Consider the following 24,147-nt stretch of genomic DNA (forward strand, 5'->3'; position numbering starts at 1 on the left):
TATCAAAGGGAAGCATGAATGACGCGAAAACTCTCACGCTTTAGTCGTGTAAAAAGGGGCGGCAGAGGCGCCGCCCAAGAGGGAGACAATGAATCGGAATATCGCTCAGTAGCGCTCAGCTCTAGTGGGCCTGAGCGACGCTGGGGGTGTCGGTAGGATTGATGATTTTGATATCCACTCGGCGCTCCAGCGCATAGGTTTCATAATCGCCCGCAATCGCTTGAGTGGTGGAAGCGCCGTGGGCATTAAGGTGAATACGCGAAGGTTGGATGCCTGCGCTGAGCAGAGCCTCTTTTACCGCATTGGCCCGATACTGTGACAGTACATTGTTGTACTCATCGGTGCCTCGCGGATCGGCATGGCCATCTAAGCGTACGGTTAACTCTGGGTTGTCCTGCAGAAATACGGCTAAAGTACTCAGCGCTTTTTCGTTGTGCGAGTTGAGTGTGTCTTCGCCAGTTTTAAACATTACTTGCAGCTGCAACTGATCCAGCGTGATGGTTTCAAACTCGCTGATGGTGGTGTTGGCCGTTTGCAGTTGGCGATTCAGAGTGTGTAACTCCTGCTGTGAGGTTAAAAATTCCTGTTCTAACTGCTTTGCTTCTTCATTGTTTTCCATTTGTTCGGTGACGTAAACAGTTCCAATAAAAGCGGCCAGCATACCGACCGGACCGCCCGCCAGGGCACCGGCTACTACACCGGCGGTGGCAACACCGGCTTGTTTGGTTTCCAGGCTGGCGGCCTGAGACAGTTGTGGATTAAACGCTGTTGTGGCGACAATGGCGCTGGCTAAGATAGCTTTTTTCATGGTGATTTCCCCTGTGTTTGATACGGAAGTTTCGTTGTCTGCAGGGTTATTAAACACAGAAAAAAAGGCGCTGCCGTGGGGATAATCTGGCAGCGTGGTGAACAATTGTGGCCAAATATGGCGCACGGCTTGGGCGAGAAGAGTGGCGCCGTTTACAGCAGCCTGTGTTGGCGAGGCTTATGTAAACGGCTATAGAGCCTTAGTGTTAGCGAATAAACCGGTCGAATGGAATCACTGTTACCGTTTCGCCGGCGCTTACCGCACCGCGCTCGGCCTCCAGTACGGCATAAGCATTGGCATCAAGAAACGACGTTAAAACCCCCGAGCCCTGAGCGCCGCCGCTGCGTATCTGATTTACGCCATCGACACTGCTTAGCTGGGCGCGCTGAAAATCTTGCCGGCCAGGGCGCTTTTTGTAGCCGTCAGTGGCGCAGGCGCTAAGTGTTAACGGCGCGGCAACTTGTTCGCCGGCCATTGCACGTAATATGGGTAGCGCTAGTTGGTGCAAGGTCACCATCGACGACACCGGATTGCCCGGCAAACCAAAAAAAACCGCGTTCGCTAAGTGGCCAAATGCAAAAGGTTTGCCGGGCTTAATGGCCACCTTCCAAAAAGCAATATCGCCCAGCTCGTCGAGCGCTGGTTTGACGTAGTCGGCATCGCCCACGGAAACGCCGCCGCTGCACACGATGGCATCGGCCTGGCTGGCTGCCATTTGAAACGCTTCGCGGATCGCTTGTGGCTGGTCGGGCACGAGCCCTATGTCCAGCACCTCAACATCTAGGCGTCGCAACATGGCACATAAGCCGTAGCGGTTACTGTCGTAAATATGACCGGCGGGCAACGCTTGGCCAGGTGCAATTAACTCATCGCCGGTGGATAGCACCGCGACCTTAAGGCGGCGCTTAACCGTTGCTTGGGCCAGCCCTAATGATGCCAGCAGGGCAATGTCCACCGGGCCAAATCGGTGGCCTGCGTTAAACACGACTTGTCCGGCGCGTATGTCTTCCCCGCAGCGGCGAATGTTCTCGCCCGGTTGCGGTGCTGTATGCAGCTGTATTTGCTTGCCGGTGACGAGCGTATTCTCCTGCATCACTACCGCATTGGCACCCGCTGGAATCGTCGCTCCGGTGGTAATGCGCACACATTGACCGGTTTGTAATTCACCGTTAAATGGGTGCCCAGCCAGTGACTGCCCCACTAGGGTTAACGCTTGGTGAGTGTCACCGGCGCGCACCGCGTAGCCGTCCATTGCCGAGTTGTCGTGACCGGGTACGTTAAAGCCGGCCTTAATGGGCGAAGCGCTTATCCGGTCGAGTAATTCGGACAGCGGCACTTGCTCGCGTTCAGCTACCATGGGTGCCGCCGTTCGCATGCGCGTTAGTGCGTCGTCGATCGCTAGTAATTGAGGTTCGTCGCAGCTGGCCATTGCTTGTTCCGGTCGATTAGTCAGAAGTTTCGTACAGTATGTGTCGCGTTAACGGGCCATTGTCGGCCGCAGGCCTATTTTTGGCAAGCGGCCACCGCCGAGTGAGCTAAAGTGCGCGGCCTTGATTAGCGTCAAACTATTGAGTGGCAACCGATACTACACTGCATAAAACTGAACATAAACGGTTGGGAAAGCTATGTCTTTGTATCAAGAGTCGCTTATTTGGGATCAAGCACTGATCGACCGCTATGACCTTAGCGGCCCGCGCTACACCTCCTATCCAACAGCGCCCCAATTTTTGGACGATTTTGCCGAGCAGGAATGGCACGCCGCGGTTGCGCGTAGTAACAGCGAGCAGAAACCACTGTCGCTCTATTTCCACATTCCTTTTTGTGACACCCTGTGCTTTTACTGCGCCTGTAATAAGGTTGTGACTCGCAACCGCAGCCGCGCCATGGCGTACCTGAAAAATGTAGAGCGGGAAATGGCCTTGCAGGCTCAGCTATTTGACCCGCGGCGGACGGTCAGTCAATTGCACTGGGGCGGGGGGACGCCCTCTTATATTAGTGAAGAGGAAATGACCTGGCTGATGCAGGCCACGGCTCGCCACTTTCGCTTGTTAGATACCGATGAGGGGGAGTACTCAGTAGAAATACACCCCGCTCGCATGCCAATTAGCAAACTGGTGCACATGCGCGAACTGGGATTTAACCGGCTCAGTATGGGGGTGCAGGATTTTAACTCTAAGGTGCAAGAGGCCGTCAATCGCTATAACAGCGTGGAGCAAGTCAGTGAATTGATGAGCGTTGCCCGCGCTCAGGGCTACCACTCGATCAGTATGGATCTAATCTATGGGCTGCCTTTTCAAACGCGAGCTAGTGTCACGCAGACGCTCAATCAGGTGATTGATTTGGCGCCGGACCGCCTATCGCTGTTTAACTATGCGCACCTTCCGCACCTGTTCAAAAGCCAGCGTTTAATTAAAACAGACACTCTGCCTCAAACTGAAGAAAAGCTGGATATATTGCACAGTGCCATCGATCAATTGCAGCGGGCCGGGTATGTATATATCGGTATGGATCATTTCGCTAAGCCCGATGATAGCTTGGTGATTGCGCAACAACAGGGGCGAATGCAGCGCAACTTTCAGGGTTATTCAACTCACGCCGAGTGCGACCTGCTCGCGTTTGGAGTGTCTTCTATTAGCTATTATGGTGGCACTTATGTACAAAATGTCAAAACACTGAATGAGTATCATGCACTGATTGAGCAGGGGCAGCCAGTACTGCAAAAGGGGGTTCGTTTAACTCGCGAGGATCACTTGCGCCGCTGGATCATTAATCAGTTAACGTGTCACTTTGAACTCGACTTTAACGCGCTGGCTCAAAAGTTTGCCGTTCAGCCAGAAGAGCATTTGGCGGCAGAACTGGCCACCCTGCAGCCTATGATTGAGGACGGTTTAATTGAGCGGACCGCGCAGGGGCTGCGAGTGCTTAATCGGGGCCGCTTACTGATTCGCCGCGTGTGTATGGCCTTCGATCAGTATTTGGCGCAAGGTTCGCCAGTTCGCTACTCCAAAGTGATTTAAACCGTTCGCTGTTGCGCGCCGCAAGCCGGCCCGAACAGAGGGAGGTAGGTCACAGCGCTCGGGTATGGCAAAACGCATTCCACTTGGTGCACAATGGTTTAGGAAAAAAGTGGTTAAGTAGCCAGTGTTTTTTTTGACAGCCAGTTTGCAGTTCAGTGGGTAGCCTAGTGTTTGTTATAGAGGTGTTATATGCATGTGTTTGATACTGTGCCGACCGTGTTTCTCGATGCCCAGACCGTTCGGCCAAATGAGTTAGATATTAGTTGTTTAAAACACTGCGCCGAACCTCTAACGTTTTACGCCCATACTCAGCCACACGAATTATTGGCGCGCACCGAGGGCGCCACCTGTATTATTACCAATAAAGTTGAGGTCAGTGCGGATTTTTTTGCCGCGCGCCCAGAAGTTCGTTTGGTGTGCGTGATCGCCACGGGCACCAATAACGTCGATTTAGAAGCGGCGCAAGCCCATGGCGTCTGGGTGGTTAACTGCCGCGGTTACAGCACGCAGTCGGTAGCGCAACACGCGATAATGTTAATCCTAATGCTGTTGCGCTCTGCGCCCTCATACCAAAAGCAGGTCCAGCAAGGTGACTGGAGCCAGTCATCTTTGTTCTGTTTGCTGAATGACTCTATTGTAGAAACCTGTGGCCTTACTTTGGGTATTGTGGGTTATGGTGATATTGGTAGGGCTGTACGCACTCTGGCTGAAGCATTTGGGCTGCGCGTGTTAATCAGTGAGCGTGTCGGCCAGACCCCGCGGGCTGGCCGGGTTGCGTTTGACCAGGTGGTTGAGCAGGCCGATGTACTGACACTGCACTGCCCATTGACAGATGACACGCATGGCATGATTAACGCCGAGCGGTTGTCTGCAATGAAAGACAGTGCCGTACTAATTAATACCGCGCGCGGAGCCTTAATTGACGAGCACGCCCTTGCCGCTGCGTTGCGGGCACACACCATAGCGGGTGCCGCTTTGGATGTGCTCACCCACGAACCGCCAGAGGCAAACCATCCCTTGCTCACCGGTATTGTGCCTAATCTCATCCTAACGCCACACAACGCTTGGGCTTCCCGGCAAGCGCGTCAAGTGGCTATCGATCAAACAGCTGAAAATATTGCCACTTGGCGCGAGGGTAGAACGGTTAGGCAAGTGGTGTAACCGAAGGTGGCAGCACTTTTTCTACAAAAATGGTGGTTTGGTTGCTGGGGCTTATCGCCCAGTCAATTTTGCTACCTGCTTGCAAACCAATAATGGCACTGCCCACAGGACTTAATATCGACAATTGATTACTGGTGTCGTTTAGCTCTTGCGGGTACACCAGTGTATAGGTAAATGTTTTACCGGTAGATTGCACAGTAAAAGTGACTAGCGAGTGCATGGTAACAATATCATGCGGTAATTTGTCATCTACCACTAATCTAGCGCGCTCCAATTCATCAAGCAGCTGCTCAGTTATCATATCTTCCGGCATGCTATCTAGTAATGTCGATAGGGTTTGATAAACGACTTTAGAAATAACTAATTTTGGTTTTTTTGCCATGGTTATACCTACTTGTTGTGTTGTTGAAAAAGCCGTCCATGGCTATTCAGTTAATCCTTTTTCACAGCTTCCTTACGTTCGCGTTTAAGTGCACGTTTTTCTTTTAACGAACGTTTGGCCGGTTTTTTTGCGCTCTTAGACATTGTTTATTCCTCATAAAAATTAAATATTTTTGTCGAGAAACGTGGCTATGCCACTTACCGTCATACAAGGCGATAACCTCCTGTCAATACGTTATGGTTTAATAGTAATGACGCGGTAGCGCATTTGGCTTCCCAATACTGGTATGGCAATCAAATCCCCTACTTTTTTGTTGAGCAATGCCGCACCTAAAGGCGAAAGACAAGAGATAATTCCCTGCTCGGGTTGACTGTCAGCTGGTGTTGTAATAGTTAAGATAAAAATTTCTTTTTCTTGTAAATCTAAAAGAGTGACTTCAGCGTTCATGCCAATCACCTTGCTATTTCTCGGCGTGTTGGCATCACTAGGTTGCCAATCATCCAAAATTGTCGTTAGCGTCATGGGGGCAATGTTTACGCCCCAGGCTCGCAAAACGTAAAATCGGCGCGCACGCTGGTACATTGAGCGAGTAAGCTCAATGCTTGATGAGTTACACATAAAATTTACCGACCTAGGGGCTTACGTAAAAAGTAAAAAATTGATTTAAAGCCGGGTATGCGAAAAAACGAGCGCTAGAAAGCACTCGTTTAAGAGGGGAAGATGGGGGCAAGCCTCCACATCAGAAAAAGTAGCGGAATGTTTTTATGCACAATTAGTCTTTCAAATAAAAAACGTTAGGTTGAGAGTACCTGAGCGATAATTAAAGTCAAGCCTAAGGCCTTGCACCGCTCATGGCTCGCGTTATGCCACCTACTGATTCGAGGGAGTTGATGTACAGATTGTTAAAAGGCGGCTGGATGGTTGATACAGCTGCGCGGGGTGGTAGAGGGGTGCCGCTGCCGCCCACTATACTTGACTAAAACACTTGGGTATTTAACCGGCCGGCGCCTAATGGTAAGATGTCGGCGCGATTTACGTCATTTTTGGAGCAGTTCATGACCCCCGCGTTTGATATTGAACCTACAGCCCGCGATTATTTAGCCGATTTGCTCAGGCGACAAAGTGTGGACGCCGCCCGTTTATTTGTGACCGATGGGGGGACGCCACGCGCAGAAACTTGCCTGGCCTACTGCCGCGCAGGGGAAGAAACCGACAGCGATCTCGAAGTTTATGAGGGCGACCTCAAGCTCTATTTCGATAAGCCCAGCCTGCCTTACCTTAAAGGCTTAAAAATTGGACTGCAAAACCAAGGCGAGCAAAAATTGCTTACTATCAAAGCCCCCAATGCCAAAAAACCACAGAGTGTGCAGGGGCGCGAGGTCGTATTCGAGCGCGAGGTTCTTGCCAAGTTGGTACCGTCCGGTGATGATTTAAGCATACCCCCAGGTGCCGAAGCCGCTATAACGCAAGCGCTAGGAGCCAGCTACACATTACTGTATCACGGCAACTTGATCCGTATTGAGGGCAGTGACGCCGACGCTATTGGGCTGGAGGTGAACAACCTAGAATTTGAAGCCCGCCCCGACGGCAAAATCGATGAAGAGCAGGTGTGGCAGGCCCTGGCGCTGGTCTACGACCCCGAAATTCCGGTCAATATCGTCAGTTTAGGTTTAGTTTATAGCATGAATATTGACCAAGCCACCGGTCACGTTGAGGTTGTTATGACCCTAACCGCTCCCGGCTGTGGCATGGGGGATGTCTTGGTGGACGATGTAAAACGCCGCTTGGCGCAAGTGCCTAACGTGGTTGCCAGTAAAGTCGAGCTGGTCTTTGACCCTCCTTGGGATCGCTCCATGATGAGCGAAGAAGCTCAGCTTGAAACCGGAATGTTTTTTTAGCGAATCGCTGGTTATCGCTAGGTATTAAGAGCAGGGTTATTGGGTCAATTTAATGTTTGCTCACTGCTCTGATCTTCGCTTTCGCTGTCTTTTTCTGGCTTAAAGCGGTCTTGTACCCACTGTCGGACTTCTTTGCGTTTCTTACGTGATGTCATTTGCTCTGTATAAATATTGCGCGGTTGTAAGCTCGCATTGTTATTGCCTTCGCGAATACTAAAGCTGCGCCTAACACCAATTAAGTTTTGACTGGGGCCGTGGGTTACCGCAATACATATTTCAATGTTGCGGCTTTTCTCAATCGCTCCTGGAACGAGCGCCTCTTCGGTGCTCTCAGATTTATCTCCTCGAAGGATTTCTTTAAAGCTACCCAATACAACATACCCGCCAGGCTGCAGTGGCCCTTCACGTAAAGTGTCTTCAACATGTTTATCTTCCGGCGAGTGACGCTGGTAATCGGTAATAAAGCGTCGCCTAACGCCATTCTCAGTTTCAATATAGGCAACGATGCTTTGTATATGAACTGGCTCTTTGCTCATATTGACAAACATGCAAGGTGAGCTGGGCCCATTGCTGTGCGCCTGGTGAATAATCATATAGGGCCGGTTAGAGCGGCGAAAATTAAAGTAAAAAAACTGCAAGTAAATAAACCATATAACGGTCATTATCACGTTACTGGCGGCACTGATCCAATCAATATTCAAGCCGAATTCTCCTAGTCTAAAATTAGGTGGTTTATATGTTGCGCTAATATGTCAGGGAATTAGCTATCAACTAGCTCGCATTTCTGGTGACCATCCTCGGTTTGGATAATAGTTTGTCGCTCCATTTCTGAATTTATCTCAGCGCCTAGTAAAACAATGTAAGAAGATACAAAGGTCCACATCTGTAAAATCACTACGGCTGCGAGTGAGCCATAGGTTTTGTTGTAACTATTAAAATGGCTGACATAATATGAGAATGCCGATGAAGCGAGCAGCCAAAGGCAAATAGCGACAACGGCGCCAGGGGTGACCCAGCGCCATTGCGGTGTAGGTCGGCTGGGAGCGTAGCGATAGATAATCGCTAAAGAAATCAATAAAATCCCCGCCAATACGCCCCAGCGAATGACTCTTAACGTTAAGTCCATAGGCTCTGATAGATTTAGTGTGGTAAGTGCCGCAGGTAAGCCTACCACCAGTGCCGAACAGGCAATAGCTAGTAAAATTCCACCGGCTGTGAACACTAAGGTAAGCAGTGTTTTATGTACATAGCTTCTTGAACTCTTGCTCCCGTAAGCGATATCTATTCCTTCAATCACGGCATTGGCGCCTTTTTTAGCGCTCCATATTGCTAGTAAAAAAGAAACCAATGCACCGATACTTAGAGTAGAGGGCGAGCGATTCGCAAGTTCGCTTAATTGAGTGGACAATAAGGCGTGGGCTTGTTCAGGCAGTGCTGAGGTAAGTTGGTCTAATTGCAGTTGAACGGTTTCAGCATCAACCGCTAATCCGTAGATAGATATGATGGCTGCGATGGCAGGAAAAATCGCTAGAAAGGAGTAAAAAGTAACTCCTGCGGCCACAATAGAAATATGGTTGTATGTAAGTTGCCCTTTAATCCTAAATAAAATGCTCTTCCAGCATTTTTTGGGGATTTCCGTTGGCGAATTAAGCGTGTGATTATCTTCAGAATGCTTGTCATCCACCATCATTGTTTATCCTAGCTTAACGATATTATTGGTTGATTCGAAAGTAATCTAATAATTATCGGTTAGTTTTTTCTAACCCAGTCGCCACGGTTAGATTTAGTGTATGAGTGTTTAACGGCAGACCATGCCACTTTATGGGCGACTGTTTCGCGATCGTCATTTCCTTTACGGTCAGAAGGCCTAGCATAAGTGTTCCATGCGTTGTTAAAGGCCTCTTGATATATCTCTTGTGCATGGTTGGGTAGTACGTCTTGTACCGAATCGGGAAGATCGTTCAGTTGACGGTAAGACATGATTTTCTCCTTCAATCAGAATTTAAAATAGGGATGACTTAAAGACATAGGTGGATTCTTAAGCATCAAATGTTCCATATTATTTATCCATTCAAACACTTTATTATTCGCATCGTTGAGAAGAAAATTGAATATTTAATGAAATAACTACAAATTGGATGTATTAATTTCACGCTATATGGGGTGAGGGGAGGTGGCGGTACATATTTCAAGTTTAATTTCTGTTGAGTAATCCCTGTGATTGCCTACCCAGTTATGCTTGCCTTTAATCTAAGGCGGTAGGTGATTATTGTCTTATTGTTTGCACCTTCTGAGTTGATTTGTCGGATGGCTTTATTTTATTGGCACGGTTTCTGCGTTTCTAGCCACACATTGTATGAATATTTGTGAGGTTTTATATGTCTATTTACTCTTATCTAAAAAAAGACCATGAGAATATTAAAAACTTGATGGACAGAATTAAAGTTCTGGGGGCTGATGATTCTCCCGAGCGAGTTAAGCTTTTTAATCAATTAAAAGAGGTAATCATTGTTCACAGTAAAGCCGAGGAAAAAGCATTCTATGATCCTCTTAAGGATTATTCAAAAACCCAAGATGAGGTGAGGCACGGTGAAAATGAGCATCAGGAGACGGAGAAATTGTTGACTGATTTAACCGATTCATCGTTAACTGGAGAGGCATGGTTTAAAAAGTTCTTAGTGTTGCAAGAAAGTCTTGAGCATCATATAGAGGAAGAGGAGCGCGATGTCTTTTACGATGCTAAAAAAGTACTTGACGGTGGACAGGCAGCGTTTATGGAAGCTGCTATGAGAACTGAGAAACAACATCAAGAGGCCGATCAAACAATTGTTAAGCGTCCCAATCGCTGAGGTAGATATCTAATGAGTATTGAGGAAGAGTCATTTCCACCTCAACATCAAGAGCATCAGCCTGGTAAAGAGCAAGGCATGGACCCGCTTCCTGAATCTTTTATGCAAGCTTATAAGGCGGCAGGAAAGTTAAAAGGCAAAGTCGCACTCGTCAGTGGTGGTGATAGCGGTATAGGCCGGGCTGTTTGTATCGGATTTTCGAAAGAAGGAGCCGATGTAGCGTTTATTTACAAGGAGGAGGATCAAGATGCTGAAATAACATGTCAACAAATTCGCAAAACAGGAAGGCAGGCATTGGCAATAAAAGGTGATATTGCAAATGCCGAATTTTGCGCCGGTTGTGTGCGAAAAGTGGTGGCTACTTTAGGTGATTTAAATATATTGGTTAATAATGCCGCCGAGCAGCATGTTCAGGATTCTATTCGTGATATTTCTGAAGAGCAACTTCGTCGAACGTTTGACACCAATGTGTTTGGAGCGTTTTTTCTATCGCAGGCCGCGCTCGAGCAGCTCAGTGAAGGCGATAGTATTATCAATACCACATCCATCGTCGCCTATCGGGGCAAAGCCGTACTCTTGGATTACGCGGCGACAAAAGGCGCATTAGTCGCCCTTACACGTTCCTTGGCTGACAATTTAACCGAACGAAAAATACGCGTGAATGCTGTTGCGCCTGGCCCTATTTGGTCGCCATTAATACCGGCTTCTTTCAGCACCGAAGAGGTAGAAGGCTTTGGTCAAGGTTCCCCTATGGGGAGAGCCGGTCAGCCCGATGAGGTCGCTCCCAGTTTTATATTTTTGGCATCACCAGATGCCAGTTACATGACTGGGCAGGTGCTGCATCCCAATGGCGGCACTGTCATCGATGGGTAAGTATCCAAAGATTCAATGTCGAGATGAACCCAATGAAACTTGTAAAAATCGAAACCCCCCAGATTTCTCACTATGCCTATATGCTTGCCGATGGCCCAGAAGCTGCGGTGATCGATCCCAGTCGGGATATTGATGAGTATTTAAAAGCCGCGAATTCGGTTGGTGCTCGTATTAAGTATGTGATAGTTACTCACCGACAAGAAGACTTTGTGTTGGGCTCGGCGCATCTGGCTGAGGTAACCGGTGCCGAGATTATTACCGGCGATCATGAATTGTTTGGCCATGGCGATAAACGCTTGGCAGACGGCGAGTCATTCACTTTGGGTGACCTCACTATAAAAGCCCTGCACACGCCAGGTCATACGCCCGAGAGCTACTCTTACGCAGTGTTTGCCCCGCAGAATCCTCATAGTGCTTGGGGCGTGTTTACCGGTGATGCTTTATTTTTTGGTACAACCGGGCGTACCGACTTGCCCGATGCCGATAAATCCATCGAGTATGCTGAACTTCTGTACGACTCCGTACACAACAAAATCGCCGAATTAGGCGATACTGCACTGATTCTGCCTGCCCACGGCCCAGGCTCGGTATGTGGTAGTGGCATGGCTGACCGGTCATCTTCCACCCTGGGGGATGAGAAACAATACAACGATGTGTTTACTCTATCTCGTCAAGAGTTTGCTCAAAAGAAAGGCAGCGAAAGCCTACCGCGACCACCATTTTTCCGGCATATGGAAAAAGTAAATTTAGACGGCGGCCTCGCCCCGCGTGTGCCATTTTCCACACCACTACTAACCGCCCAAAATATAGCGCAAAGGCCCAAGGACTCCATCTTGCTGGACTGTCGCGATCCCGAAGGTTTTGCCGGCGGCCATATTCCCAATAGCTACAGTGTGTGGCTGGGTGGTATGCCGGTGTTTGGCGGCTGGCTGGCCGATCATCAATCCACCGTGTACCTGGTGGCCGATCGCAACCAAGACATTGAACAGGCGGCAGCACACTTAAGTCGCATTGGCATTGATGGTGTAGCAGGCGGGCTTGCCGGTGGTTTTGGCTCGTGGCGCAACACGGGGCAACCGCTAGAAACCTCGGGCGTGGTAACCCCGCAACAGCTGAATCTCGCCGGTGAAGCACTGCAGGTGCTCGATGTGCGCGAGCTAGATGAGTACAACAGTGGCCATATTCCCGGCGCGCGTCATATGTATGTCGGGCACTTACTGCAGCATCTTAACGAGCTGCACCTACACCCTGAAAAGCCCATTGTCGTTACTTGCGGTGTCGGTCACCGTGCGGGCGTCGCTGTCAGTATTCTGCTGCGCGCCGGCTTTAAGGATGTACGCAACTTGCTCGGTGGAATGAGCGCATGGAAAACCCTAAATTTTCCCACCGAGTCAGGTCGAGAAAAATTTGAATGATCTTACACATTTTTAACCGGTAGCCCGGGGTAAGAACACACGGGCTATCGCTGTTAAAGTACTCTGCCTGCGTTATGTCTCACTCTATGCCGCGAATAATTACTCCCAGGCTAATTTCCACCGGTGTCCCGTTCGGGCACAAGCCTTCCTTTTTATCCCGAACAGTCTGTCGATAATTTTTATTGCACAGATTTCAGTTTTGAATCTGAAACATCGTTCTCAACATAGCTAAATGAGGCAAAGTCCGCTGCAATGGCTTGTCCTGATATATCGTGACAAGCCATTCCTATAAAAGCGCCTGTAAAGTGCTCCGCTTCAACCTCATCAGCCAGGCCACTGTAGTCAAGATAACCGCCTAGAGGCTCCCAGTTATCCAGATCAGTGGACCAGAAACCACGCCACTGATCCCATTCAACCTGAATTTTAAGTCGAATTTTTCCGTGAGGTACTGGAACTCGCTTGCCTAATGGGTAGCGCATACTTCCGTCCATAGTAGACATGACTATCTCAATTACTCGCCCTAAGGATTCATCGTGGGTAATGCACAGGTAAATAAATTTCTGAGTATTGTAGAAGCTGATTAAGCCGGCCATCTGCTGAAAATTGGTGGGGTTAAAGTCAACAGTGGTTTCGGCTGTAAAGCAAAACTCTTGCTGACGTCGGGCAACTAGGCTTTGCTCGTACAGGCTGGTGGGTGGCTCTTGTCCCAACAGTCTTAAATACCCAGGGCGAGCTTGGTATGACAAATATGGCTCAATTAGGGGAAATCGTGGGCTTTGGTAATGAAGAGTTAGTTTGTCGGTCGAGAAATCAAAATGCTCTTTTTGCAGACTTTTATTTGAAGTAAAACCAAGGCTGTTGGGGACTTCCAGTTCGGGCCCTTGGTGGCCGTGAGCCAATCTCGGCCATCCATCCTCAGAAAAAATTAGTTTTTGGATGGCTGTTTCTCGACCGAGAACGCTTCGACCTCGGTGAGGAAGTGGGCGTGATGCAAGGTGGACGAAATAGTAGTCCCCGTTAGGCAATGAGACTAGATCGCCGTGACCGGCACGACGAAGCTCACTGGTATGATGAGCAGCACTGGTTAAGAAGTGCTGATCAGGATCTATTTCATAGGGCCCCAAAAGATTTTTGCTGCGCGCAAAGAGTGAAGCATGATGGGCAAAAGTCCCACCTTCTGCTGTGAGTAAATAATAATAGTCGTTAATCTTGTAAAGGTGAGATCCCTCTACGAGACCTAGGTCGGACCCTTTAAATATATTGTGAATGGGCCCGGTAAGCGTGCCATTAGCAGAGTCATACTCCTGGGCGATAATTCCAGAGAAGAACTTTGCCGGACGATGATGATTAATACTCATTTCAGGTCGATGATCCCATAGCACATTAAGTAGCCATTTTCGGCCGTCATCATCATGAAATAGCGACGGGTCAAAGCCACTGCTATTTAGGAAAATAGGTTCTGACCAAGGACCGGTTATGCTGGGGCTGGTGATTAAGTAATTTTTTCTAACTTGATAATCGGATTGATAATCTCGTACATCGGTGAAAATTAAGTAAAATAAACCGTTTGCATAGGTTAGGCATGGCGCCCAAATTCCACAAGAGTTAGGGTGGCCTCGCATATCCAGAAATTAAGTTTTATTGACCGGATGAGTAACTAATGTCCAGTTAGCTAAGTCACGTGAATGATGTATCTGTACACCAGGGAACCATTCAAATGTTGATGTGGCTATATAATAGTCGTCATCGACTCGACAAATTGAAGGGTCTGGATTAAACCCTTTAATAATTGGATTGATAATCATTATTTTAACCTATTGTTTGCTTGTATATTGCCACTTACTACTAATGGATATGACCCCGGGCTATTGCATTGCTGTTTTTAAAGTGTCCACTCGTTGATTACTTTTATGATGCATTTCATGACTGAATTCAAGATGTTTCAGTTTAATAATCGTAAAGGTAATGCAAGACTGTGCTGATCGTTTAAATTGTTATTGAGAGTGCGGTGCCGCTTCACTTAAAAATCTTTGGTTATACAGGGTGTGCGCCTTGAATATCGTTATCTTTTTTGCACTGTTAACAATATCAACTGCTTAGATAATCGGGCTCAATATAGGGTTGAGATATTAACGGTTTTATTTCCCAGAATCGACATTCGGCGTATTGATGATATTGACGGATATATATAGAGAGGTATTGGGGAAAAATTAAGAGCAGACCGTATTCTGAGGATATTCAGTGTTTCAGTGGCGCCCATCCTAGCCGGTTTTGGTTGGGGTAGCATAGGCGCCGAGATCACATAAAACACTTAAGTCATGACACAATGATGCTTTTAAAGACGAGTTTGTCCTGCCACTCCTTCATTTTGGATATAATTTAAGCATGCAAAAACCTCTTTGGTGGAGCCTGCGATAACAGGGACCCTTTGGTGCAGCTGGGTGGGGGTAATGCTTAAAATGGAGTGAGCTTCATTAAAAGCGCTTGCGCCGCAATTTTCCAGAATAAGTGCCATAGGGTTAGCTTCGTAAATCAGTCTGAGCTTACCCGATGACATGTTTGCACGCTGATCGGAGGGGTATAAAAAAATGCCTCCGCGCGAAATCACCCGGTGAATATCCGCAACCATAGCGCCGGTCCAGCGCATGTTGTAGGTTTTTTGTCTGGGGCCGCCTTTCCCATCCAGTAGATGGAAAACATAATTGCTGAATTCACGGCTCCAGTTCCGGGCATTGGCCATATTGATGGAGAATTCGTTTGTATCGACGGGAACACGGACATTTTCATCGGTCTGAAAAAATATATTTTCTTCCGGGTCGAGGGTGAAAATATAGGTTCCGCGCCCAAAAGTGATCACCAGTTGAGTGGCGGGCCCATAAATCACATAACCAGCACACACTTGATTGGTGCCGGCCTGAAGGAATGATTCCTCGGCAGACTTTCCCGAAAGGGCGGGTAGAATCGAGAATATGGTTCCGACTGAGCCGTTAATATCAATATTGGTTGAACCATCAAGCGGATCAAAGGCAACCGCGAATACACCCTGATCGTGTACTGTGATAGCACTGCTTTCTTCCTCAGAGGCAAAATATTTTACCGCTTGGTTCTGGCGCAACTGATCCCGTAAGATTTGATTGCATAGCAGGTCAAGCTGCTTTTGGGTTTCACCAGAGCTGTTTGCTTTCTCAGTAGAGCCTGTCAGACCTTCGATCGGTGATTTTGCCAGCAGCTCTGAGATTTCAATACAAGATAACAAAATGTCATTAACAACATTTCCAAGATTTAGGTCAACTGAACTTCTTAAAAGAAAGTTGGCAAAAGTTTTTGTTAAGGTAAAGTTATTCATAGCGATTCACGCACTTTAAATCGGAAAATGAGGTTTTAAGACGGCTAACCATGGATACTTCGGCCTTGCGTAGCCATACTCTGGGGTCATAGTATTTCTTGTTCGGTTTGTCTGAACCTGCAGGGTTACCAATTTGAGATTGCAGATACCCCGAATTTTCCGAGTAGTAGTCTAAAACACCCTGCCAGCTGGCCCATTGAGTATCGGTATCAATATTCATTTTTACCACACCGTAGTCGATGGCATCGTGTATATCTTCAAGTGCGGAGCCGGAGCCGCCGTGGAAAACATAACGTAAAGGCCCCTGAGCAGATGATAAATAATCTTTAAGGTAATCTCTGGAATTTTTAAGAATTTCGGGGCGCAATTGAACATTGCCCGGTTTGTAAACACCGTGCACATTGCCGAAAGCCGCTGCAATATTGAAGTTAGAGCCAATATTTGACAAAACCTTGTACGCTTCGGCTACCTCTTCGGGCTGTGTATATAATAGGCTGCTATCCAAATCGCTATTATCAACACCGTCTTCCTCACCACCAGTACAGCCCAGCTCGATTTCAATGCCCATGCCAAGCTCATTAAGCTCTCGATAGTACTGAGCCGAGGTTTTAATATTATCCGTCAGTGGCTCTTCGGATAGGTCGAGCATATGCGAGCTAAAAAGAGTGCGCCCGCTCTTCGTTAAATGATCTCTATTGGCTTGTATAAGACCGTCAATCCAGGGAAGGAGTTTCTTGGCCGCATGGTCGGTATGCAAAATAACGGGAACACCGTAAAATTTTGCTGCTATGTCAATATAGTGGGCAGCGGCGATCGATCCACGTATGGAGTTTTCTATGGCATTTTCGCCCACACCCTTACCGATAAAGAAGGCGGCTCCCCCGTTGGACACCTGTATAATGACCGGTGACCGCACAAGCTTTGCGCACTCCAGCACGGCATTGACTGAGTTAGTGCCGACCACATTCACTGCGGGTAAAGCGTAACCGTTTTTGAGAGCGTGGTTATAAATAGTTTCGGCATCAGTGCCGCTGACTACGCCGGGAGAAATATTTTCTAATGAGGTGTTCATAGCGACTCCGTGGTTATTTTAGTTCGCATTGTGTGCATATTTGGAGGAAATGCTCTGGGTCCAGACTGGCGCCTCCGACGAGCAAGCCGTCGATATCCGGCTTCTCAAGTAGCTCGCAGGCGTTCTTTCGGCTGACGCTACCCCCATAAAGAATACGAGTTTTCTGAGAGAAGGCCGTGCCATGCTTTTCGGCTAGGCATTCACGAATAAACTGGTGAATTTCCTGAACCAGCTCCGGGTCGGCAGATTGCCCACTGCCAATTGCCCAAACGGGCTCGTAGGCAAGGCACACATTACTCTCATTAGGCTCTATGTCTTTCAGTCCCTCGTCGATTTGGCGGAAAATTATATCCTTAGTGATCCCCGCCTCTTTTTCTTCTGCATTTTCTCCAATACACAAAACCGGAAGCAGGCCGTGGGCCAATGCATTTTGTACTTTAATATTGCAGCTGATGTTGTTCTCGCGAAACATCTGTCTGCGTTCACTGTGGCCAATTAGGCAAAGACTACAGCCAACCTTTTTAAGCATTTCAGCCGAGGTTTCACCTGTGTAAGCGCCGGACTCAAATTTACTGATATTCTGGCTGCCAATTTGCACTTCTGAATGGTGAAGCAAGCTAAGCATGTCACGTATGTAAATATAGGGTGGGCAAACGGCGATATCGGTATCAAATTCTTTTCCTACTAAGGTGGCGATGGACGTGCACATTAGATCAATGCCGCCATTGAGCTTCCAATTGGCGATAATTAATGAACGGCGACTTGTTGATTGCTTCGTGGTTTGGTTCACGGCATAAACCTGCTAGTTACGATGATGAAGGCTGTATAAAGTCTATTTCTGTTAAGGCAGGATGATAGATTATAAATATTGGTATGACAACCCTACCAATATTGAGTGGGCTGATGGGTTGTTTTTTGCCTTAATTGGGTAGCATTGGCCGAGCAAAAGGGTTGATATGGCTATTTTAAGTCAAACGGAAGCTATAAAAGGGGGGTTAAATGTTGAAACTTGAGTTCTAACTGATTATATTGGCAAAGTGGCATTACCAGATGTGTTGTGCCAAAAGTATTGCTTCACGCTTATTTTATCTGGAGTCACCCGTGGATATACCCCTAGTACTTGATGAAGACCGTTTATTCCCCTCAGATGCTCGCGAGCGCTCCATCGCCCGCGAGCTTTACGACAGTGTAAAAGGCCTGCCTATTATCAGTCCTCACGGGCACACCGATCCGGCTTGGTTTGCCGACAATGAGTGTTTTCCCAACCCCACCGAGCTGCTGATTAAGCCCGACCACTATGTGTTTCGTATGCTCTACAGTCAGGGGGTTGAGCTTTCAGATTTGGGCTTAAAAAACCGTGCAAACCCCGATGCCGCCCAGGTAGATCCCCGCGACGCCTGGCGCTTGTTTGCTGAACACTATTATTTGTTCCGAGCCACACCCAGCCGAACTTGGCTGGACTATGTATTTAAAAACGTCTTTTCGCTGGATTCTGTACTGTCATCGGACACGGCTGATCATTACTATGACACCATCGAAAAGGCCTTGGGGCAGGATGAATACCGCCCGCGTCAGTTGTTTGAGCGCTTTAATATCGAAGTCTTGGCAACCACCGAGTCTCCTCTGGACGACCTAGCACACCACCGCAAAATCATGGAATCCGATTGGCAAGGCAGAGTAATTACGGCCTTTAGATCAGACAATGTGGTTGATCCAGAGCACGACGGATTTAACGACAATGTCGACTCTCTGGGCAAGTTGACCTCGGAAGATGTCAGCAATTTTAAAGGCTATCTGAATGCGCTGCGGCAAAGGCGCGAGTTTTTTAAGCAGCATGGTGCCACCTCTTCAGACCACGGGCACCCGACGCCAGCCACTGCCGATTTATCTGAAGCTGAGGCAGCCAAGCTTTATCAAACCGTCCGGTCTGGTGGTTGCACTCGCGCCGAGGCAGAGCTTTTCCGGGCGCAAATGCTAACCGAAATGGCCAAAATGAGTATCGACGATGGCTTAGTGATGCAAATTCACCCAGGCAGCTATCGCAATCACAACCAGAGTTTATTCGAGAATTTTGGTCGGGACAAAGGGGCTGATATTCCGCTGAGAGCTGAGTTTGTCGAGAATCTTCGACCCTTGCTCAGCCGTTTGGGTAATAGTAAAGATCTGGAAATCATCCTGTTTACACTGGATGAAACGAATTATTCCCGCGAAATTGCTCCTTTGGTGGGGCATTATCCAAGTCTTAAGGCGGGGCCGGCCTGGTGGTTTCACGATAGCCCCGAGGGTATGAAACGGTTCCGTGAGCAAATGACCGAGACTGCGGGCTTTTACAATACAGTAGGTTTTAACGACGACACCCGGGCGTTTTTATCCATCCCAGCTCGGCACGATGTAGCGCGGCGCTGTGATTGTGCGTATTTGGCTGGATTGGTCAATACCGGGCGTTTAAGTCTCGGGGACGCCCAAGAGGTGGCCGTTGATTTAACCTACAACCTTGCCAAAAAGGCCTACCATTTATGATGACTCAACCGCGACTAAATAAGGCGAATCTCACACAGGCAAAGGCCGCTCTCGGCCAACCATCTTCGGTGGGCAAGCGCTCTGATAACAAAATTGTGCATATTGGCATCGGAGCGTTTAGCCGTGCCCATCAGGCTCTCTACACCCAAATTGCGAATGATAAAACGCAAGACTACTGGTCCATTGTGGGGGTTAGTCTGCGCAGCCCGGGTGTGAGAGATACGCTCAAGCCGCAAGATTATTTGTATACCATCAAAGAACGCTCGTTAAACGAAGATAACTTACGTTGTATCAGCTGTCTGGAAGATATTTTGGTGGGGAGTGAAAATGCCCAGGCAGTCATTGATCAGATCGCTGACGAGTCGACCAAAATAGTCACGGTCACCGTTACCGAGAAAGGCTATTGTCAGAAGAACCAACGTTTGGATACGTCCAATTCGGCGGTGACGGCCGACATTGAATCGGGTTCTTGTACTAGCTTGCCTGCCTATTTGGCCCGTGCACTGCTTGCCCGCAAAGAGGCCGGGTTAGCTGGCATCACTATTGTCAGTTGCGACAATCTGCCCAACAATGGCGAGATTCTGCAAAATGTAGTGACGGATTTTGCCGATACTTTGCAGGCTGAACTGCGTAACTGGATTGATGACAATGTACGTTTTTGCTCAACCATGGTGGATCGTATAGTTCCCGCCGCAACCGAGCAACTGGTGCAAGAAATATCCACCGATATCGGCTTGTATGATGCTGGGGCTCTTCTGTGCGAGCCATACAAGCAGTGGGTGATAGAAGACAACTTTCTTTCATCGCGACCCGCCTGGGAAGAGGCCGGTGCGCTTTTGGTGAAAGATGTAGCGGCTTATGAAAAACTAAAGTTGCGAATGCTTAATGGCTGTCATTCTGCTCTGGCGTATATTGGCTCACTGTTGGGGGATGAGTTTATTCACCAAACCATCGCGCGCCCCGAAGTGGAAGCCTTTATTGCACGTTTAATGGGCTCAGAGCAAAGTAAGTCACTTCAAGTGCCGTCTGATATTGATATTGAGCAGTACAGCGGAGCGGTTATAGAGCGGTTTAAAAATAAATACGTACCGTATCGCAATGCACAAGTGGCAACTGACGGATCGTTAAAATTACCACAGCGCTTGTTATTTTCTGCGAATGATCTTCGGGAGAAAAACATTACGCCGCACTGCATTGCTCTGGCGGTAGCGGCCTGGTTGCAGTGTTTGGTGGGTTTTGCTGCGGGTGGTTCTTACTCGGTCAGCGACCCCAACCTGGAAAGATTAGAGGCGATTATTACGCCCCATTTGCAGGACTCTACAGCGCTGGTGAGTGCGATGATGTCACAAAGCGGAATTTTCCCCGAGTCTTTGCAAAAGGATGAGGTGTTTGAGTCATTGGTACTTGAGTGTTTCCAGAGTTTGCAGACTCTGGGGGTAGCCGAAGTATTGGCTAATGTCACCGCCCGCTGAGGGGGCGGTGATAAGCGGGTCAGTTAGCTGGGGCGGCCGAAGTAAGTGGCCGCCGCTTCAGAGGCATTGTCTATGTGAACTCGCATAGCGTTGCGAGCTTTTTCTGGATTGCGCTGTTCCAGTGCTTCTATGATGCGCTTGTGATCATCAATAGAGGGGTGCACTCCCTCTTTGCGCAAGCGCTCGAGAAATGCGGTGCTCAGTTCGGATTCATTGCGCAGCTGCCAGAGCCAGTCGACCACCGCTGAAATGGCGCTATTTTGACTGGCGTCGGCAATGATTTTGTGGAAGGTCCAGTCGGCCTTCTCTGAGGCATCTTCGTGTTTCTCTTCTTCTGCCATGTCTTGCAGGGCGACTTTCAGTTTTGCGATTTCTTCATCCGTAATGCGCGCGGCGGCCAGAGCGCAGGCTTCAGCTTCTAAAATGTACCGAATCTCTAAGATCTCAAATGGGCCAACCCCTTTATCACCCGTGTCGAGCTTGGGTTTGGTGTCGGAAACATAAATGCCCGAGCCGGTACGAATTTCAATAATTCCCGATAGCTCCATGGCGATCATGGCTTCGCGAATCGTAGGGCGGCTTACCCCTAGTCTTTCGGCTAGGTCGCGTTCGGCAGGAAATTTATCACCGGGCTTCAAAGTGCCATCTTTCACTAGGCCAGAAAGCTGCTCGGCAACTTTAATGTATAAACGCTCTGCTTTGATTGTACGGAATTCCACTGTTTTAAACCTGCTGAATCATTGGGTTCGAATACGACACTGAGGATAAGTTTTTATAAGATGGCTATCAAAAGGTCAAGCCATCAATAATCCTGCGTATATTAACCTAAGTTAACACGAACATTAACCAGTTTCTTGGTTGGTGGCTCTTGTTTTTGAAGGTGTATACCGGTATCTTATCATGGTAAGGTGGTATTACCAATGACAATAAAGTATAACAGTGTGTGATTATTTGATGAAAAGTAAGATAGTGGCCTTCGGCGAATGTATGTTGGAGCTGTCGCAAACAGGCAGCCAAGATTATCGTCTTGCCTATGGGGGCGACACCCTTAACAGCGCGGTATATATGGCGCGTGCGGGTGCCGATGTAAGCTATTTTACGGCGTTAGGAGACGATACCTACAGCGAATACTTAATAAATGCCTGGCGCTCTGAAGGGATTAATACTGATTTAGTGCTTCGTTATCAGGGCGAAGTCCCCGGTCTTTATATTATCGATACAGATGACGAGGGCGAGCGCAGTTTCGAGTACTGGCGATCCAGCGCTCCCGTCAGGGCAATTATCAAACGATCCCCCGATGCTTTAAACGGTCTGTACGAGTTTAACTATTTGTATTTGAGCGGTATTACACTGTCTTTATTTGATGGCTTGGATCGAGCCGTCATTACTGAATTTGTTCGCGAATTTCGCAACCGGGGCGGGGTAGTCGCGTTTGATACCAATTATAGAGCTAAAGGATGGCGATCTAAGCAGCAGGCGCAAGAAGTAATTTCAACTTTTTTAACCTTGGTTGATATCGCTTTGCCCAGCTTGGATGATGATAAAGAATTGTTTGAGCTAGAGGGGGTAGAGGCCTGCGCAGCAAAGTATCGTAACTTGGGCGTAGGCGAAGTCATCATTAAAGACGGCAAATCAGGTTGCTATGCATTAATAGGCAATGAGCTGCACCATCATCCACTGACGAACATTGTGCGGCCCGTTGATACAACCTCAGCCGGAGACTCTTTTAATGGAGCATACCTTGCCGCTAGATCTAAAAATGCTTCAGTTGCGCAGGCGATCAGACATGGCCAGGAATGTGCAACAGTGGTGATTCAGCACCCCGGGGCTATTATCGATCGTAAAATTCAATAATTTAGAGATGAACATTGTGAAAACGATAACTATAAAATTTATATTAGTATCCATATTTTTCGTTCTGTTGAGCTCTTGTAGTAATGATCGAGGGGTACAAGTTCTTAAGTTGGCTCATGGTCTGGATACAAAGCATCCGGTCCATCTGTCTATGCTTCATTTTGCCGAGAGGTTAAGACAATATTCGAAAGGTGAAATGGAGGTTGAGCTCTACCCTTCTGGTCAACTGGGTAGTGAGCGTGAGCTCATTGAGCTTATACAGATTGGCAGTATTGATATGACCAAGGTGTCGGCAAGTTCGCTGGAGCCCTTTATACCTGAAACGAAGATATTCAGTACTCCATACCTGTTTAGGGATAGCAATCACCTATGGAAAGTACTTAATGGCTCCATAGGCAAAGAGTTGCTTAATTCGGGCACTCCCTATCGAATTCAAGGGTTGGGCTACTACGATGCTGGAAGTCGGAGCTTCTACTCAACTAAAAAACCGGTCCACTCGCCCGAAGATTTGAAGGGAATGAAAATAAGAGTAATGAATAGCCCGTCCGCGGTGGCAATGGTTAAGGCCATGGGGGGATCGCCCACTCCGATTTCCTGGGGAGAGCTCTATACCTCGTTGCAACAAGGAGTTGTCGATGGCGCAGAAAACAACTTGCCGAGCTTCTTTTTATCTAAACACTACGAAGTAGCGAAATACCTAATATTAGATGAGCACACGTCAATACCGGATGTAGTTATAACCGGAACCAAAACCTGGGGGCGAATGACAGAACAGCAAAAGCAATGGGTCGCGAAAGCGATGAGTGATTCGGTTACCTTTGAGCGCGAATTATGGGAAAAAATCAGTCAGGAATCTCTGGCCGCAGTCAAGCAGGCTGGTGTTCAGGTTATAGAGGCCGATAAAAGCATTTTTTTGGATAGCGTCAAATCTATTCACGATGAGATCGAAAGTTCTGAACTCGGCGAACTGTTTAATAGAATAAGAGAGGCTCGATAATGCCATTTTCTAAGATCTGTAATCGTATAGATTATTTTTTAGAAGTTTTTACCAGTATCTTAATGGTCGGACTGGTTCTGGATGTGACATGGCAAGTGATGACGAGATTCTTCACTTCAGATCCCAGCTCATTTACCGAAGAGTTGGCTCGTTTCTTCCTTATTTGGATTGCCTTTTTGGGGGCTGCTCACGCCTTTCGAAAAGGCGCTCATCTAGGTCTTGATTATTTTGTGGAAAAGTTTTCTGACAAAGTTAAGGGAAAAATTATTAATTTGGTGCTTTTATTTGTAGTTGTCTTTAGTGTATGCATACTCATTATTGGCGGATCATTGCTTTCTTATCTTGCCTGGGATTTAGAGCAAACCTCAGCATCACTTGGGGTATCAATTAGCTTTGTGTACCTCGCGATTCCCATTAGTGGTTTACTTTTTGTGTTGTTTACCGTTGAATTTTTTAAAAACTATTCAAACAAAATTTAGTGGA

At 47.8% G+C, this 24,147-nt stretch carries 23 protein-coding genes and 1 pseudogene; 11 read left to right on the forward strand and 13 right to left on the reverse strand.

Annotation, left to right across the window (positions count from 1 at the left end):
• Window positions 1-121: 121 nt before the first annotated feature.
• Window positions 122-808 (reverse strand): OmpA family protein, encoded by a 687-nt coding sequence (locus tag Q4526_RS10430; protein ID WP_215977013.1) that lies wholly within the window; start codon window positions 806-808, stop codon window positions 122-124.
• 205 nt (window positions 809-1,013) lie between these two features.
• A complete protein-coding gene (gene glp / locus Q4526_RS10435; protein ID WP_215977014.1) occupies window positions 1,014-2,237 on the reverse strand; it encodes a gephyrin-like molybdotransferase Glp in 1,224 nt (407 codons plus the stop codon).
• A gap of 196 nt (window positions 2,238-2,433) precedes the next feature.
• On the opposite strand from glp, the gene hemN reads away from it, so the two are divergent.
• Together hemN and Q4526_RS10445 are read left to right on the forward strand one after the other, a co-directional pair.
• A complete protein-coding gene (gene hemN / locus Q4526_RS10440; protein ID WP_215977015.1) occupies window positions 2,434-3,825 on the forward strand; it encodes an oxygen-independent coproporphyrinogen III oxidase in 1,392 nt (463 codons plus the stop codon).
• A 189-nt stretch (window positions 3,826-4,014) separates the two neighbouring features.
• Entirely contained in the window at window positions 4,015-4,986 is a 972-nt protein-coding gene (locus Q4526_RS10445; RefSeq protein ID WP_215977016.1) for a D-2-hydroxyacid dehydrogenase, read from the forward strand.
• On the opposite strand, the gene rnk is transcribed toward Q4526_RS10445, so the two are convergent.
• Window positions 4,970-5,368, reverse strand: a complete 399-nt coding sequence (gene rnk, locus Q4526_RS10450) for a nucleoside diphosphate kinase regulator (protein ID WP_215977017.1) — start codon at window positions 5,366-5,368, stop codon at window positions 4,970-4,972. The genes Q4526_RS10445 and rnk overlap by 17 nt on opposite strands.
• 234 nt (window positions 5,369-5,602) lie before the next feature.
• Window positions 5,603-5,986 carry a GreA/GreB family elongation factor gene (locus Q4526_RS10455; RefSeq protein ID WP_368411105.1) on the reverse strand — a complete coding sequence of 128 codons (384 nt, stop codon included), beginning with the start codon at window positions 5,984-5,986 and terminating at the stop codon, window positions 5,603-5,605.
• 746 nt (window positions 5,987-6,732) lie between these two features.
• Here Q4526_RS10455 and sufT point away from each other — a divergent pair.
• On the forward strand, window positions 6,733-7,266 hold the full coding sequence (gene sufT / locus Q4526_RS10460; RefSeq protein ID WP_303603886.1) for a putative Fe-S cluster assembly protein SufT: 534 nt from the start codon (window positions 6,733-6,735) through the stop codon (window positions 7,264-7,266).
• 44 nt (window positions 7,267-7,310) lie between these two features.
• On the opposite strand, the gene Q4526_RS10465 is transcribed toward sufT, so the two are convergent.
• From Q4526_RS10465 to Q4526_RS10475, 3 genes are read right to left on the reverse strand one after another with little or no spacing between them, the layout of a single operon-like run.
• Entirely contained in the window at window positions 7,311-7,967 is a 657-nt protein-coding gene (locus Q4526_RS10465; RefSeq protein ID WP_215977020.1) for a hypothetical protein, read from the reverse strand.
• 59 nt (window positions 7,968-8,026) lie between these two features.
• On the reverse strand, window positions 8,027-8,956 hold the full coding sequence (locus Q4526_RS10470; protein ID WP_215977021.1) for a YihY/virulence factor BrkB family protein: 930 nt from the start codon (window positions 8,954-8,956) through the stop codon (window positions 8,027-8,029).
• Window positions 8,957-9,015: 59 nt separating this feature from the next.
• Window positions 9,016-9,246 (reverse strand): ChaB family protein, encoded by a 231-nt coding sequence (locus Q4526_RS10475; protein WP_215977022.1) that lies wholly within the window; start codon window positions 9,244-9,246, stop codon window positions 9,016-9,018.
• A 398-nt stretch (window positions 9,247-9,644) separates the two neighbouring features.
• Here Q4526_RS10475 and Q4526_RS10480 point away from each other — a divergent pair, with 398 nt between their 5' ends.
• Genes Q4526_RS10480 through Q4526_RS10490 form a run of 3 tightly spaced genes read left to right on the forward strand, consistent with a single transcriptional unit; the run spans window position 9,645 to window position 12,403 of the window.
• Complete coding sequence (locus Q4526_RS10480) at window positions 9,645-10,115, forward strand: hemerythrin domain-containing protein (RefSeq protein ID WP_215977023.1); 471 nt, start codon at window positions 9,645-9,647, stop codon at window positions 10,113-10,115.
• A 12-nt stretch (window positions 10,116-10,127) separates the two neighbouring features.
• Window positions 10,128-10,988 (forward strand): SDR family oxidoreductase, encoded by an 861-nt coding sequence (locus tag Q4526_RS10485; RefSeq protein ID WP_215977024.1) that lies wholly within the window; start codon window positions 10,128-10,130, stop codon window positions 10,986-10,988.
• A gap of 32 nt (window positions 10,989-11,020) precedes the next feature.
• Entirely contained in the window at window positions 11,021-12,403 is a 1,383-nt protein-coding gene (locus Q4526_RS10490) for an MBL fold metallo-hydrolase (RefSeq protein ID WP_215977025.1), read from the forward strand.
• 179 nt (window positions 12,404-12,582) lie between these two features.
• Here Q4526_RS10490 and Q4526_RS10495 read toward each other — a convergent pair whose 3' ends face one another.
• From Q4526_RS10495 to tpiA, 5 genes and pseudogenes are all read right to left on the reverse strand, one after another.
• Window positions 12,583-13,302 carry a hypothetical protein gene (locus Q4526_RS10495; protein WP_303609629.1) on the reverse strand — a complete coding sequence of 240 codons (720 nt, stop codon included), beginning with the start codon at window positions 13,300-13,302 and terminating at the stop codon, window positions 12,583-12,585.
• A gap of 15 nt (window positions 13,303-13,317) precedes the next feature.
• Window positions 13,318-14,208 (reverse strand): annotated as a pseudogene (locus Q4526_RS10500) (glycoside hydrolase family 43 protein); the annotation flags it as partial.
• A 530-nt stretch (window positions 14,209-14,738) separates the two neighbouring features.
• Window positions 14,739-15,749 carry a class 1 fructose-bisphosphatase gene (locus tag Q4526_RS10505; RefSeq protein WP_215977028.1) on the reverse strand — a complete coding sequence of 337 codons (1,011 nt, stop codon included), beginning with the start codon at window positions 15,747-15,749 and terminating at the stop codon, window positions 14,739-14,741.
• The gene (fbaA, locus tag Q4526_RS10510; RefSeq protein WP_215977029.1) at window positions 15,742-16,821 is read right to left on the reverse strand and encodes a class II fructose-bisphosphate aldolase; all 1,080 of its coding nucleotides are present in this window, start codon (window positions 16,819-16,821) and stop codon (window positions 15,742-15,744) included. Before fbaA ends, Q4526_RS10505 begins: the two co-directional genes overlap by 8 nt.
• 13 nt (window positions 16,822-16,834) lie before the next feature.
• Window positions 16,835-17,611 carry a triose-phosphate isomerase gene (tpiA, locus tag Q4526_RS10515; RefSeq protein WP_215977030.1) on the reverse strand — a complete coding sequence of 259 codons (777 nt, stop codon included), beginning with the start codon at window positions 17,609-17,611 and terminating at the stop codon, window positions 16,835-16,837.
• 311 nt (window positions 17,612-17,922) lie between these two features.
• On the opposite strand from tpiA, the gene uxaC reads away from it, so the two are divergent.
• Complete coding sequence (uxaC, locus tag Q4526_RS10520; protein WP_215977031.1) at window positions 17,923-19,341, forward strand: glucuronate isomerase; 1,419 nt, start codon at window positions 17,923-17,925, stop codon at window positions 19,339-19,341.
• Window positions 19,338-20,813, forward strand: coding sequence for a mannitol dehydrogenase family protein (locus Q4526_RS10525; protein WP_215977032.1), 1,476 nt, complete (start codon window positions 19,338-19,340; stop codon window positions 20,811-20,813). The genes uxaC and Q4526_RS10525 overlap by 4 nt, the downstream gene beginning before the upstream one ends.
• Window positions 20,814-20,836: 23 nt before the next feature.
• Here the strand turns inward: Q4526_RS10525 and Q4526_RS10530 are convergent, their stop codons facing one another.
• Complete coding sequence (locus Q4526_RS10530; RefSeq protein WP_215977033.1) at window positions 20,837-21,532, reverse strand: FadR/GntR family transcriptional regulator; 696 nt, start codon at window positions 21,530-21,532, stop codon at window positions 20,837-20,839.
• Window positions 21,533-21,767: 235 nt separating this feature from the next.
• On the opposite strand from Q4526_RS10530, the gene Q4526_RS10535 reads away from it, so the two are divergent.
• Genes Q4526_RS10535 through Q4526_RS10545 form a run of 3 tightly spaced genes read left to right on the forward strand, consistent with a single transcriptional unit; the run spans window position 21,768 to window position 24,143 of the window.
• Complete coding sequence (locus tag Q4526_RS10535) at window positions 21,768-22,667, forward strand: sugar kinase (protein ID WP_215977034.1); 900 nt, start codon at window positions 21,768-21,770, stop codon at window positions 22,665-22,667.
• A gap of 7 nt (window positions 22,668-22,674) precedes the next feature.
• Complete coding sequence (locus Q4526_RS10540) at window positions 22,675-23,664, forward strand: TRAP transporter substrate-binding protein (RefSeq protein ID WP_215977035.1); 990 nt, start codon at window positions 22,675-22,677, stop codon at window positions 23,662-23,664.
• Window positions 23,664-24,143, forward strand: coding sequence for a TRAP transporter small permease (locus Q4526_RS10545; protein ID WP_215977036.1), 480 nt, complete (start codon window positions 23,664-23,666; stop codon window positions 24,141-24,143). Before Q4526_RS10540 ends, Q4526_RS10545 begins: the two co-directional genes overlap by 1 nt.
• Window positions 24,144-24,147: the final 4 nt, after the last annotated feature.

This window comes from Gilvimarinus sp. 2_MG-2023 (assembly GCF_030547685.1).
GTDB lineage: Bacteria > Pseudomonadota > Gammaproteobacteria > Pseudomonadales > Cellvibrionaceae > Gilvimarinus.